Source organism: Ruegeria sp. HKCCD7303 (genome assembly GCF_013111185.1).
Taxonomy (GTDB): Bacteria; Pseudomonadota; Alphaproteobacteria; order Rhodobacterales; family Rhodobacteraceae; genus Ruegeria.
Genome location: NZ_WVRE01000001.1, coordinates 93,550 through 106,774, shown reverse-complemented (window position 1 = coordinate 106,774; position 13,225 = coordinate 93,550). Strand labels below are relative to the sequence as shown.

Genomic DNA, 13,225 nt, shown 5'->3' with positions numbered 1-13,225 from the left:
TTGGGTTTTAGTGGCTACATCCCGTTACGAGGGATGACGTGCACATTCTCTTCCTCATAGACAAGTTCGGTTCCGGCCCAAGCCTTGAGGCGTGAAGTTAAATGAAACTCCGTCGGTGTCGCTGTCTGTTCCGAATAGGTCCAAATCTTGGCCGACCAGCCTTCGCGGTCGAAACCGGCCGTCTGCTCCATCGTTGCGGTGGCCGAAAGTGGATCGCTGGGATGGATTGTGTAACGCCGATCTGAAACGTCGCTTAACACCGTTCCAATATCGTCGAGGCGGAAATCGCCCACTGGCCCGAAAACGCCACCATCAAGGAAAAACCTGTGAATGGTTTCTCCGTTGGTCAGATCAGTGCGGATAGAGCGTTCCATTGAACCTGACCGCACTTTCGTTTTTCGGGGCGCCGTTTGAGGCTTGCTTGGCTCGGGCAGCGCGCGTGGTTCCGATGCTTGCCCCTTTTGCGTGCGAACAGGCAGATGCAAACACGATGACCCTGAGCGGATCGTCAGCGTTACGGGTGCAGGTGCGGGCCAAAGCACGGGCCAATAAGCCGAGGCGATCTGCACTACGATGCGATGACCGGGCATGACACGGTAACCGCTGCCGTAAAGCGGTATGGTCACGGTCATGTCCTCGCCCGGCACAATTGCGGTCGGGTTGGTGTCACCAATCCGATGATTCAGATTGCAGAACCCCCGAGAAATCAGGGTTTGCGCACCGTTGGGGGCTTCGTCGACCAACAAAGCAGCAACGAAACCTTGCTCCTGATCCGCAGAAACTGTGATTTCGACAGAGGGCTGGCCCAGAACGTCAACCGCTGCTTCCAGAGGATCACCTTTGAATTGCAGTGCCCCTGCCGCATCGATCCGGCAGTCTTCAGCCATGTCGCCGGGTATGGCAAACGAACACATATCGCCTGCAGCGGCCCCAAAGTTCTGTGGCGAGCAAATGGACATTGTAGAGCCAGTACGCGGCTTAATGTCCAGAGTACCGTCGTTTAACCACATCGAATAATCTTTGACGTTTGGCGAGGGCCAGCTTGGTTCTTCGACCCAGCGTCCTTCACGTTGCAGATGAGTTCCACTTGGTGCCGCGCTTTCCTGCATGAAGAACCGCAAGAGTGGTTCATCCATTAATCCGGTGTCGATACCCTTTAACCAATGGTCCCAGAACCTAAGGACTTCCCCTACAAAATCGGCCTTGGGGCCCGGCACCCCTTCATGTGGATACAGGTGGGCCCAGGGCCCCATCAGGATTTTCACAGGACCGCTGAGATGTTGAGCGATACGGAACGGGGTGTCGCGATAAAGGTCCATCCACCCGCCGAAAAAGTAAACCGGAACCTCGACGTCGGCGTAGTTTTCGCAAATCGAGCCGCGTCGCCACATCTCATCATGGGTTTGGTGTTCCAGCCACATGGCAGGCCAGAAACTGGCCCCCTCCATACGTTCGCGCCACATGTCGATCCAGCGGTCTTCACCTACGATCTCGGGATCGGGCGGCATCGCATTGTAGAGCTGCATGATGGAGCCCCACCAGAAATTATCGTTGGCCAGACAACCGCCGTAGAAATGGATATCCTCGCGCCATCGATCATCCGTTCCCATCACCGGCGCGATAGCCTTCAAGGCCGGGGGTCGTGTTGCCGCGACTTGGAACGCATTATATGCCCCCCAACTTTTTCCGAACATTCCCACATTTCCATCACACCAGTCCTGATCTGCGATCCACTGGATGACGTCGTGTCCGTCTTGGGTTTCCTGATGTGAATACTCGTCTTCAGCAATGCCGTCGCTATCCCCATAGCCCCGAATATCCACCCGAATCGAAGCATACCCAGCGGCTGCAAAATGCGGGTGCATACTTTCGTCGCGCATTCGCGTGCGGTCTCGACGACGGTAGGGTATGTATTCAAGGATGCAGGGCAGCGGAGTGGTTTTCGCCGCTTCGGGCAACCACAGTCTTGCTGCCAACTGCGTTCCGTCAGGCATTGGTATCCAGACGGTTTCGATGACCTCAACATTACTCATGACAAGACGCTTTCTTTTTGCTCAGGCGGGCGGGCCCCAGGTGCCAGCGGGAAGTGGCATGCGATTACCCGCTCATCCGTAACATGTCTTTCAGGAGCATCAAAACTGCACTGCGATTGAGCCCAGGGACAACGGGTGTGGAACTCACAACCCGACGGTCGAGCCAACAGCGAAGGGACTTCAGCCGGCAAGGTGATCCGGTCGTGGGTCTTGTCCGGATCAGGCTCGGGGTTGGCCGAGAGCAGTGCTGCGGTATAGGGATGCTGCGGCGCGCTGAATACCTCTTCGGTTTCACCAGCTTCTACAAATCGACCCAGATACATTACGGCAGTTCGATCCGCCACATGATGCACCACGTGCAGATTGTGCGTGATAATCACCATTGCCAGCCCAAGACGTTCCCGCAAATCGTTCAGCAGGTTCAGCACCTCACCCTGAACCGAAACATCCAGTCCCGCAGTCGGTTCGTCTGCGATAATCAACGCCGGGTCCAATGCGATGGCTCGTGCCACTCCAACCCGCCGAGCCTGCCCTCCTGACAACTGATGCGGGAAGCGCGAGTCAAAGCTTGTGGGCAAACCGACCAGCGTCAGCAGACGCTCGGCTTCATCCCGCAGATTACGCCCTTCGATGCCGTGAATGCGGAATGGTTCCGTCACCAGATCACCCACGGTCATACGAGGTGAAAGGGATCCTACTGGGTCTTGAAACATCATCGACATGCGTTTGCGGACAGGCTTCATCGCCCTTGGGTCTAACTCGTCGATACGTTGATCTTCGAACGTTATGGATCCTGCGCTAATTTCCTGCAGACCATTCACAGCCCGCGCGAGGGTCGTTTTACCCGACCCGCTTTCTCCAACGAGTGCAAAGGTTTCGCCTCGGTTAACTTCAAAACTCACCCCGGCCACGCCCAGGATCGAGTTTCGACGCCCGAACCCACCGACTGGGAAAGAAACCTGGACGTCTTCAACCTTGAGAATGGGATCGCTACTCATGCAGTCACTCCGGTTTCCTCGGGACAATCTGCAATAATGCAGCGCGCGACATGACCGTCTCCGATGTCTTTGTCGGGCGGAGGGGCCGAGCAGGCGTCGCTCACGAGATCGCACCGATTGGCAAAGATACAGCCTGCGGGCCGCGCGCGCAGATCAGGGATTTCTCCGGGGATTGTCGGCAGATGCCGGGTGCGTTCGCTTTGCCGCGCCGGGTCGCATTCAAGCAATCGCGCTGTGTAAGGGTGGCGAGGGTCTTGGAATATCTGGCGGACGGTGCCGCGCTCCACCACTTCACCCGCATACATGACCACAACGTCATCACACAGTTCGGCGATGACACCCAGATGGTGCGAAATGAACATGACCGAACAGCCGATTTTCTGCTGCAAATCCTTGAGCAACTCGATCGTGGTCACCTCAAGTGTCGCATCCAACGCCGTTGTGGGTTCATCCGCGATTAGAAGGGCGGGTTCCATCATCAGCGCCATGGCGATGGCAATCCGCTGTTTCATCCCGCCCGAGAACTGATGCGGATACCGCGCCAGCGCCGCGCGGGCATCAGGAATGCGGACCAGTTCCAGCATCTCGACAGCGCGGTTCATCTTTTCGTCTTTCGACAAGGTCGAGCGATACTGGATATTCAGCATCTGCTTTCCGACCGAGATGACCGGGTTCAACGCGCCCATCGGGTCCTGAAACACGGTGGCTATGCGCGGGCCGCGCAGGTCGCGCATCCGCGACGAGGGCAGGCTTGTCAGTTCATCCTGCCCTTCGAACAGGATCGAGCCACCGTCGATGCTACCATTGTCTGCCAGCAGGCCCAGAATTGCGTTAATCAAAGTGGATTTCCCGCAGCCGGATTCGCCCACGATGCCGACAATCCGGTTTTCCGGTACATCGAAACTGACGTTTTTCAACGCATGCAGCGGCCCGGCTTCGGTCGAGAAGCTGACGTTCAGGTTGTCTATGCGCAGCGTGGTCATCAGCGTCCTTTCAGCCGGGGATCAAACACGTCCCGCAGCGTCTCACCCAGGAAGGTAAAGCCCAGCGTTGTGATGATGATCGGCACACCGCCGGCAATCGCGATCCAGGCGGTGTCGCGGATATTGGTGAACCCGTCATTCAGGATCGAGCCCCAGCTTGGGGTTGGCGGGCGAACACCAAGGCCCAGAAAGCTCATGCCCGCCTCAATCCCGATGACGACCGGAATGTCCATCGACGCGAGGATAACCAGCGGCCCGATCACGTTGGGCAGAATATGTACCCGCAGGATACGCGCCGATGACGCGCCCATACTTTGCGCTGCCGTGACGTATTCCGAGGTTTTCAATGCAATGGTCTGGGTTCGGATGATCCGCGCATATCCAGGCACGGTGACCAGAACGACAACAACCATCACGGCGGTCAGTGACGGCCCCATCAGCGTCACCAGCGCAAGGGCCAGCATGACGGTTGGAAAGCTCTTCATTGCGTCGAACAGCAGGATCATCAGGTTATCCAGCCAACGCGGCCCGTAACCTGCGATCAGACCGAGAACGATGCCGATCACCAGCGAAACCGCCGTCGAGACCAGCGCGACAAACAAGGCAATCCGTCCGCCGTGTAGCACGCGTGCAAACAGGTCCCGGCCCAACTGATCCGTACCCATCAGGTGATTTGCGCTTGGTCCCTGAAATCGGTCCCGCGGATTAATCTTGGTCGGGTCCCAACTGGTTAACAGATCGGCGAAAACGGCGCCGAAGATGACAAACAGGACAAGGAACAATCCCAGCGCGCCCAAAGGTTCTCGCAGGATTTTGCGGATCGGGCGCCACAGTTCGGCCATGCGCCCGGGGGCGGGATTAGAAACTGCTTCTGACACGGGGATCCAAAGCTCCGATAATGAGATCTGCCAACAGGTTGAGCAGAACGAAAAGGACGGTGGTGATCAGCACAGTGCCTGTCACGATGGGGAAGTTGCGCGTCAGGATGGCGTCATAGACCAGCTTGCCGACGCCGGGGCGGGCAAAGACGATCTCGGCAAAGACGGCCGAGGACAGCATCTGGCCGATGCCCACGCCCAGCAAGGTGACCGTGGGCAGGATCGCAATCGACAGGGCATAGCGAAAGGTGATCGTCCTGTCTGGCAGGCCAAAGGCGCGCGCGGTACGGATATGACTGGCCTCTAGCACTTCGAGCATCGAGGCGCGGACCATGCGGGCGATATAGCCAACCCAGCCCAGACCAACCGCCAGCGAAGGCAGGATCAGGTGGGTCAATTGATCGCCCAGATCGCCGGGTTCGCCCGCGCCGATGGCAGGCAGCCAGCGCAATTCAACAGCAAAGATCAGCAGGGCATAGATCGCAATGACAAAGGATGGCACCGCGATTACCGCCACAGAGAGGATACCTACAACCCGGTCAGCCCAGCTGCCGCGGCTGACTGCTGCCCAGCAGCCCAGCGGGATACCAAGCGCCACCGACCACGTGATGCCGCCAACGATCAGGGCCAGAGTGTAGGGCAGTTGTTCGAAGACAACCGTGGTGACGGGGCGGCCTGATAGAACCTCATCCCCAAGATCACCGGTCCAGGCGCCGATGTAGAAATTCCAGAACTGAACCAGAACCGGCTGGTTCAGCCCCATCTTTTCGCGCAGGGCGGCGCGCATTTCCTCGGTTGCCCGAGGGCCCAGTGCTACCGAGGCCGGATCGCCTGGGATCAGGTAGATCATGCAAAACAGCAGGAACATGGCGACCGAGACAATCGCAGCAGCCAGTCCAAGCCGTTTGAAAAAATAGCTTAGCATACGTGCCCCCTATTGGCGGACGGGCGGCATTTGGATGCCGCCCGTTTGCGTGGATCAGGCGGGTTTGAACAGCGGCAACAACGGCTCGCCATTCGGCTTGAGGCCCGGATCGACCGTATCCTTGTGGATCAGGCCAACTACCTCATGCGTCAGGAAGACGTAGCAGCCGCTTTCATCCATGAGACCCTGCATCTTCTTGTAGATCTCATCACGCTTGGCCGCATCGCTTTCGACCAGACCTTCTTCGTGCAGCGCTTTGTATTCCTCGTTGTTGAACCGTTCCCAGTTCCAGACGCCGACTTGTTCCGGCGTGAACCAGACGGTCGCCCAGCTTGGGTCAGGGTTCATCGAGAACCGGCTGAGCACCAGCTGCAGGTTCATGAAGTAATCGCCATCCTTGGACCCCAGCGTCCAGAACGTACCGCTGTCATTCTGTTTGATCTCGCAGGTGATCCCAACATCGGCCAGATTGGCCTGAATGACCTGCGCTGCCGTCAGACGTTCCGACTGGTTCAGGATGTCCAGGGTAACGGTCATGCCCTCGGCGCCTGCCTCGGCCAGCAACTCGCGCGCCTTGTCCGGGTCATAGTCATAGGTGACACTGTCGCGGCTGCCCGGCAAACCCGGTGCGATAATGCCGTTGCCCACGGCGGCAGCGCCGAAATAGGCCGCATCGACAACCGTTTGCCGGTCAATCGCGTGCTGGATAGCCCGGCGGATACGAACGTCTTTCAACGCTTCGTTGTCCTGATTCATGCCCAGCCAGACATAGGCCAACGAGGGTTTTTCTTCGACGACCGACCCCGCAGGTGGGTTTTCCTTGAGCCGCGGCAGCGAGGAAACCGAAGTCCAAGTGTAATCCAGATCACCAGCTTCGAAACCCAGCTCGGCGGTCGAGGGGTCTTCGATCGGCAGGATGTGAATTTCCTCGTATCCGCCCGGCTCATACGCCCAGTCCGGGTTGCGTTTCAGAACGGTTTTCTGTTTGGGCACCCATTCGGTCAGAATATACTGGCCGGATTGCGCCACCGGCTCAGACCCGATCTTGCCGCCGATTTCCCCGACAGCCTTGCGCGACACGATGCAGGACGCAGGTGTTGGCAAGGTTGTCGTCCAAAGCGGAACGAATTTGTTTTTCAGATGGATCAGGCCTGAGAGGTTGTCCTTGACCTCAACCTCTTTCAGCGCGCTCCAGTCGCCAGCGTATGGACTTTCATTGGCTGGATCAGCAATCCGCTCGATCGAGAACTTCACGTCGTCAGCCGTCATTTGGCCAAAGCCGTCCGTAAAGCCGATATTGTCGCGCAGCTTGAAGGCGATGGTCAGGTCGTCCAGCTGTTCGATGCTTTCGACCGCAACGGGGCGCCAGTTCCAATCGTCGCCTTGCTGGTTCGACACCAGTGGGGCATAGATCGACCGCATGATATCGGCTTCGGGCAGCGCCAGCCAAAATGCGGGGTCCAACACTTGCAGGTCACTATAAGACCGGATGGTCAGAACCGTCCCATCGGCGCTGACGGCCATATGCGGAAAGGCAAGGCTGGCTGCGCCCAATGCGCCAGCTCCGGCCAAAACGGAGCGTCGGGAAACGTCCCCTTTGAAAATCGAACTCATTTGCTTACTCCCTGTTTGTCTTCGTATCCGGGCATCTGTCCGGCGTGGTTGCTTGCGGGCAGAGCCCGCGACTTCAGGTGCCAGCAGGCGTTATCCGTTCTTTTTCTTGTGTGACTGTGGCAGTTGCTCGTCAGCGCCAAGCGCTGAGAATCTTGGAATGATCACGGGTGAGTTCACCCAGATCATACGCGCAGGTTGGTCAGTTACGTTGCGCAGGACGTGCAGGATTTCACCGGGAAAGCTAAAGCTGTCACCCGTGCGCAAGGTGACGGTTTCATCTTCCATCACCAATTCCAATTCACCATCCAGAATGACCCCGTGCATCTCGCCATCGCGCGAGAAGTACTGGTCAACAACCTGCTCGGAATAGGGGCGATAGTCCGACACGCCCAGACAGAACCCGCCACCGATAGAGCTGGACAGCAACTGATCTGCATAGCCCGACTGCTCGATGGGCTCATCATACAGCAGGTTCAGATTGCGGCGGTTGGACTGCCGCACAACATAGGCGCGCTCTAACGGGCCGGATCCGGGGCGGTGATTGAAAAACCATTCCTCTGGCACGCCCAGAGCGTCCGCAATTCGCGAGATTTTGTTGAGCGAGGCGCTGACCGTTCCGCGCTCGATTGCGCTGAGATGGCTGATCGAAACACCGCTGCTGGTCGCAAGCTCGGCCAGTGTCATCTGACGTGCTTTGCGCAGCTGACGTACCTCGGCCCCAAAGGCCGCCAGGCCCTCTTCGCTCGCAGTACGGCTGTATTTTCTTGATGCGCCCTGGCTCACGAATCCTCCCTTCGGTTACTAGGTGCTTCAGGAATGCTACGACAACTTTTCTTTTTCGCAAGAATTTTTGCTAATTTTTCCTCTATTGCTTTTCAAACTCGTCTACAAAACTTGGTTTTGCACGCATGTCACCACCGAATTCCAATCCGCAGCGCGTCATAGATTGCAGCGTGAATGTTGCGTGCCGATACGGCGTCTCCGATACGATAGAGGTCAAATTCCGCCTCGGGGTTTGACTGTGGAAACAATTGGCCTGCGCCCGAGACAAGTGCGCCTTGATCTACGGCACCCCTATTGCGCGAAAGCGGTTTGAGATCAAAGTAAAGGTCGCCCAGCGGTAGGGTGCCCTGATTGACAACTATCTGATCGTAATACTGTTTCTCTCTCAGGTCCGAGTAATCGGTACCGACATGGGCCAATAGCTGATTGCCGGATTTCTCGATCGCGTTCAGTGTACGTGTCACCGTGAAAACGGCGCCGGTCTTTTGCAGCGCACGCATATACGGCACCAGGTTCATCGCCATCACTTCCGGCGCGAAACTGCGATCACGTGTCATGATTTCGACACGCGCGCCGGTGGCGGCGATAACTTCGGCCGCCATCAGCGCAGGATGGTCCCCCGCATTATCATAGATCAGCACGTTTTCACCCGGCTGCACATCGCCAGACAGAATGTCCCAAGCAGAAATCGCCAGTTCATTGCCCGAATCGAGGATCGTCGTCTCGGGCAAACCACCCGTTGCGATCACAACCATGTCCGGCGACAGCGCGGTTACGTCCGCGACATCGGCGAAGGTGTTAAAATGAAATTTCACGTCCCGCGCCGCACATTGGGCCATGCGCCAGTCGATGATCCCGATCATTTCGGCCCGGCGTTTGGATTGCGCGGTCAGGCGCACCTGTCCGCCGGGTTCAGGTGCGGCCTCTAGAACGGTGACTTCATGCCCGCGCTCTGCTGCAACGCGCGCTGCTTCAAGCCCACCCGGACCTGCGCCCACAATGACCGCGCTACGACGTGTTTCAGCCACCGGTATGATATGTGGCATGGTCAATTCGCGCCCGGTTGCCGGGTTGTGAATACATAATGCTTCACCAGCCTGATAGATGCGATCCAAGCAATAGGTCGCCCCTACGCAAGGTCGGATGTCATCCTCCTGCCCGGCTTGTATCTTGGACACAATCAACGGATCTGCCATGTGGGCACGGGTCATCCCGACCATATCCAATAGGCCCGAGGCCACGGCATGGCGCGCCGTCGCCACATCTGGGATGCGCGAAGCATGAAAAGTTGGCATTCCAATCTCGGCCCGCACGCGCCCGGCAAAATCCAGATGTGGCGCACTTTTCATGCCCTGCACGGGGATCACATCCGTCATGGCGGGGTCGGTATGAATGCGCCCGCGAATAACGTTCAGAAAGTCAACCTGACCGCTATCGCGCAGCCTGCGCGCGATTTCCAACCCCTCCTCCTGAGTAATGCCGCCCTTTTGGACCTCGTCGGCGGTGTAGCGCACCCCTACGATAAACTCTGGACCCACACGGTCGCGAATTGCATCCAAAACCATGAAACCAAAGCGCAATCGATTGTCGAGATTGCCCCCAAACGGCGCCTCCATCGTGTTGGTCAGCGGCGACCAGAACTGATCCAGCAGGTGCCCGTAGGCCTGCAACTCGATCCCGTCCAACCCAGCAGCCTGCATCCGTTCGGCGGCGTCGGCATAATCGGTCACAATCCGCTCAATGTCGAAGTCTTCCATCTTTTTCGGAAAGGCCCGATGCGCAGGTTCACGATAATGCGACGGCGACAGAGACGGCAGCCAATCGCCCTTGTTCCAACCGGTGCGCCGCCCCAGATGGGTCAGCTGGATCATCACGGCACAGCCATGGACATGGCAGGCGTCGGTCAGTTCACCCATCCAGCGCACGACCTCGTCCTTGTAGGCAAGGATGTTGTTGAAGACTGGCGGGCTGTCCCGGCTGACAGTGGCAGAACCTGCGGTCATCGTCATGGCAACACCCGCTTTCGCACGCATTTCGTGATAGGCGCGGTAACGTTCCTTGGGCATTCCATCTTCGGGATATGCTGGCTCATGACTGGTAGTCATGATCCTGTTTTTCAAGGTCAGGTGCTTCAATTGGTAGGGCTGTAACAGAACATCGCGGGTCATTGCCGCGTCTCCTGTTCCGCAGCATTGGTCACCGCGACATCCTTTGGAATGACCACTGGTGAGACTGCCCAGATCAGGCGGCAGACCCGGTCTGTTCGATTGCGGGCATGGTGCGGAATACGTGCGTCAAAACTGTAGCTGTCCCCGGCGCGCAGAGTAATGAATTCATCACCGATCCGCATTTCCAACTCGCCCTCAAGAACCAACCCGTGTTCTTCACCTTCGTGTTCCTGCAAAGGATCCTCGGGGCGTTCTGAATGCGGCGCATAGACCGCCATACCCATGTAAAACTGCCCACCAATCGAGCTGGACAACAATTGGTCGGTATAGCCAAGCTCTGCCGCATCCTGACCGTAAAGTGTATTAAGGGCACGGCGGTTCTGAGCACGCACAACAAACGCTTGCTCCATCGGTCCAGCACCGGCGCGTCGGGCAAAAAACCAGTCAGGCGTGACGCCTAAGGCGCTCGCAATGTCTTGCAGGACGTCAACCGAAGGTTTGGATACACCGCGTTCAATCGCCGACACATGGCTGAGCGAAATACCCGCCTCTTCGCTCAACTGTTTGAGAGTGAGCTGGCGAGCCTTGCGCAACTGTCGAACCTCACTGCCCAGCGAAGAAATTGCAGATGGCAAAGCGACGACATTGTCAGATGGCATTTGGCTCTCCGGATTTAAGTCAAGCGATCCATTTTCTCCAAAATTGAAATCAGACTAGAATTTTAAAGTCAAATTCTATTTTCAAATGAATGAATGTACTATATTGCAAATATTCTTGGGATTTGCAGAACTGGCTCGAACACAAAACGCATGTGGCGGATCACTATGGCGGACCAAACCGAACATCCTTTTGACATTACAGAGATAGATCATCTGTGGATCAGAATGCCGGATGGAGTGCGACTGGCCGCCCGGTTGTGGCGCCCTGTGACGCAAAGGCCTGTCCCCGCCATCTTAGAATACATCCCCTATCGCAAGACAGACATGGTGCGCGCGCGCGATGAACGGAACCACCCTTTTTTTGCAGCCCATGGGTATGCATGCATTCGGGTGGACATGCGTGGGTCTGGCGACAGCGAAGGACATATGCCGGATATGTACGCGCCAGAAGAACTGGATGACGCGCGACAGGTCATCGATTGGCTGGCCGCGCAGCCCTGGTGCAACGGCCGCGTCGGGATGTTTGGTACGTCGTGGGGTGGCACGGCCTCGCTGCAGGCCAGCGCAAATGCGCCAGACGCTTTGAAGGCGACAATCGCCGTTTGCGCCACACATGACCGGTTCGAGGACGACATCCACTATATGGGTGGATGCGTTTTAACGGATACGTTCGAATGGGGTGCAACCTTGCCATCCATTCTGGCCTCACCTCCGACACAAAACGTTGGGGCAGGCTGGAAAACCTTGTGGCAAGAGCGCATTGAAAACCTCTCCTTTCCTTTGGAAAACTGGCTACGCGAGGACGCACGCGGTGCATACTGGCGACATGGGTCTGTAATTCACGAGACAGATGCGCTTTCCGTACCGATCCTGTCCGTAGGGGGTTGGAGCGATCGGTATTCAAACTCTGTCATGACAATGGTCGATGCGCGCCCTGACCTGGTGTGGGGGGTGGTGGGCCCTTGGGGGCACCACTATCCCGATCACGGCGCACCGGGACCGGCGATTGGGTTTCAGCGTTTGGCACTGGATTGGTGGGATCATTGGCTGAAACCAGACACTCCGAAAACACCGGATTGGCCGCGGTTGCGAGTCTGGCTGCGCGAATTCGATACGCCGGGCGATACGCTGGTTGAACGGCAAGGCAACTGGATCGAAAGCGGCCCGACGATCGAGCATGTTGACCCTCAGACAGTCTCTTTAACCAGCCTCGAGTCGTCTGCAGGTCACGAGCCTTGGGTGCTACCAAACTCGCGAAACGTTGGGCAGATGTCCGGGGACACGGGCTATTTCGGACGCGCAGGTGGTTTGCCACTGGACCAGTCCGACGACGATGCACGGTCTTTGGTTTTTGAAACAGCCCCGCTGTCCGAAGATCTTGTGCTGTACGGCGCAGCGGATTTGACCCTTTCAGCTGACGTAAAGGGCTATCCTGCGGTTGTCGCAGCCCGGCTAAGCGACGTCAACGCAAACGATGAGGTGGCACGGATCAGTTATGGCGTGCGCAATCTGGCCCTTGATGAAAACCTGGACAGTCGATCGCAACCCGATCAACCGGGCCGGGTGGATTTTTCGATGCGCCTGCACACGACAGCTTATCGCGTTCGAAAAGGGCACCGTCTGCGGCTTGCCTTGTCTTCGGGCATGTGGCCGCATTTACATTTGCACGCACCACCGCAAGATATTGTAATACAAGATGGCGCGCTGAAATTGCCTGTTTTTAATGGTGCCACCATGGACTTGTCAGCGCAATTGCCGCCGCCTGAACCGCTGCCCAAAAAGCCTTCGCACAAGGTTGTTACGTCAAACAATCTGGTGCGTTGGAATAAACAAATAGCCGGCAGTCACGAGGTTGGATGGCATCAGCCGATGATGCAGGTTTTCTATCCAGACATCGGGACAACATTTGGGTATGAGACGCGCATGTCCCACACAACGTCGCTGGATTCGCACGAACACCAGCGAACCCAAGTCGATCATCGGATGGTGTTTGAGCGCACGGACGGAACTGCCGATGTTCGCGTGTCCCTTCTTGCAAGCGCATCACGTGGCGTTACTACTGTTCATGCCAACCTTACGGCAACTTGGAATGGCGCTCCATTCGCGGCACGGACCTGGACTATTCGCCACCCTGCCAAGGGGGGCATTCCAGAACGAGACGATGACAGTTGAGCAAACACTTTT

General features: G+C 57.3%; 10 protein-coding genes. 1 reads left to right on the top strand and 9 read right to left on the bottom strand.

What is annotated here, in order from left to right; translation table 11 throughout:
* Positions 1–14: 14 nt before the first annotated feature.
* The 9 genes from GS630_RS00470 to GS630_RS00430 form a co-directional block, all read right to left on the bottom strand.
* Entirely contained in the window at positions 15–2,033 is a 2,019-nt protein-coding gene (locus tag GS630_RS00470; RefSeq protein ID WP_171620793.1) for a CocE/NonD family hydrolase, read from the bottom strand.
* Positions 2,030–3,031: an ABC transporter ATP-binding protein gene (locus GS630_RS00465; protein ID WP_171176453.1), complete on the bottom strand. Its 1,002-nt coding sequence runs from the start codon at positions 3,029–3,031 to the stop codon at positions 2,030–2,032. The genes GS630_RS00470 and GS630_RS00465 overlap by 4 nt, the downstream gene beginning before the upstream one ends.
* A complete protein-coding gene (locus GS630_RS00460) occupies positions 3,028–4,014 on the bottom strand; it encodes an ABC transporter ATP-binding protein (protein ID WP_171176452.1) in 987 nt (328 codons plus the stop codon). The genes GS630_RS00465 and GS630_RS00460 overlap by 4 nt, the downstream gene beginning before the upstream one ends.
* The gene (locus GS630_RS00455) at positions 4,014–4,892 is read right to left on the bottom strand and encodes an ABC transporter permease (protein WP_348540080.1); all 879 of its coding nucleotides are present in this window, start codon (positions 4,890–4,892) and stop codon (positions 4,014–4,016) included. The genes GS630_RS00460 and GS630_RS00455 overlap by 1 nt, the downstream gene beginning before the upstream one ends.
* Positions 4,873–5,817, bottom strand: coding sequence for an ABC transporter permease (locus GS630_RS00450; RefSeq protein ID WP_171176448.1), 945 nt, complete (start codon positions 5,815–5,817; stop codon positions 4,873–4,875). Before GS630_RS00450 ends, GS630_RS00455 begins: the two co-directional genes overlap by 20 nt.
* A gap of 54 nt (positions 5,818–5,871) precedes the next feature.
* The gene (locus tag GS630_RS00445) at positions 5,872–7,431 is read right to left on the bottom strand and encodes an ABC transporter substrate-binding protein (RefSeq protein ID WP_170707374.1); all 1,560 of its coding nucleotides are present in this window, start codon (positions 7,429–7,431) and stop codon (positions 5,872–5,874) included.
* Between the two features lie 90 nt (positions 7,432–7,521).
* Positions 7,522–8,214: an XRE family transcriptional regulator gene (locus tag GS630_RS00440; RefSeq protein ID WP_170572598.1), complete on the bottom strand. Its 693-nt coding sequence runs from the start codon at positions 8,212–8,214 to the stop codon at positions 7,522–7,524.
* Between the two features lie 128 nt (positions 8,215–8,342).
* A complete protein-coding gene (locus GS630_RS00435; protein WP_171711808.1) occupies positions 8,343–10,382 on the bottom strand; it encodes an NADH:flavin oxidoreductase in 2,040 nt (679 codons plus the stop codon).
* Positions 10,379–11,041: a helix-turn-helix domain-containing protein gene (locus GS630_RS00430; RefSeq protein ID WP_171176442.1), complete on the bottom strand. Its 663-nt coding sequence runs from the start codon at positions 11,039–11,041 to the stop codon at positions 10,379–10,381. Before GS630_RS00430 ends, GS630_RS00435 begins: the two co-directional genes overlap by 4 nt.
* 165 nt (positions 11,042–11,206) lie before the next feature.
* On the opposite strand from GS630_RS00430, the gene GS630_RS00425 reads away from it, so the two are divergent.
* Positions 11,207–13,213: a CocE/NonD family hydrolase gene (locus GS630_RS00425; protein ID WP_171620792.1), complete on the top strand. Its 2,007-nt coding sequence runs from the start codon at positions 11,207–11,209 to the stop codon at positions 13,211–13,213.
* Positions 13,214–13,225: the final 12 nt, after the last annotated feature.

Bases quoted from the DNA above. Each gene is read 5' to 3' on its own strand.
- GS630_RS00460 (WP_171176452.1), bottom strand. From the start codon at position 4,014: ATGACCACGCTGCGCATAGACAACCTGAACGTCAGCTTCTCGACCGAA.
- GS630_RS00445 (WP_170707374.1), bottom strand. From the start codon at position 7,431: ATGAGTTCGATTTTCAAAGGGGACGTTTCCCGACGCTCCGTTTTGGCC.
- GS630_RS00430 (WP_171176442.1), bottom strand. From the start codon at position 11,041: ATGCCATCTGACAATGTCGTCGCTTTGCCATCTGCAATTTCTTCGCTG.
- GS630_RS00425 (WP_171620792.1), top strand. From the start codon at position 11,207: ATGGCGGACCAAACCGAACATCCTTTTGACATTACAGAGATAGATCAT.
- GS630_RS00450 (WP_171176448.1), bottom strand. From the start codon at position 5,817: ATGCTAAGCTATTTTTTCAAACGGCTTGGACTGGCTGCTGCGATTGTC.
- GS630_RS00470 (WP_171620793.1), bottom strand. From the start codon at position 2,033: ATGAGTAATGTTGAGGTCATCGAAACCGTCTGGATACCAATGCCTGAC.
- GS630_RS00465 (WP_171176453.1), bottom strand. From the start codon at position 3,031: ATGAGTAGCGATCCCATTCTCAAGGTTGAAGACGTCCAGGTTTCTTTC.
- GS630_RS00435 (WP_171711808.1), bottom strand. From the start codon at position 10,382: ATGACCCGCGATGTTCTGTTACAGCCCTACCAATTGAAGCACCTGACC.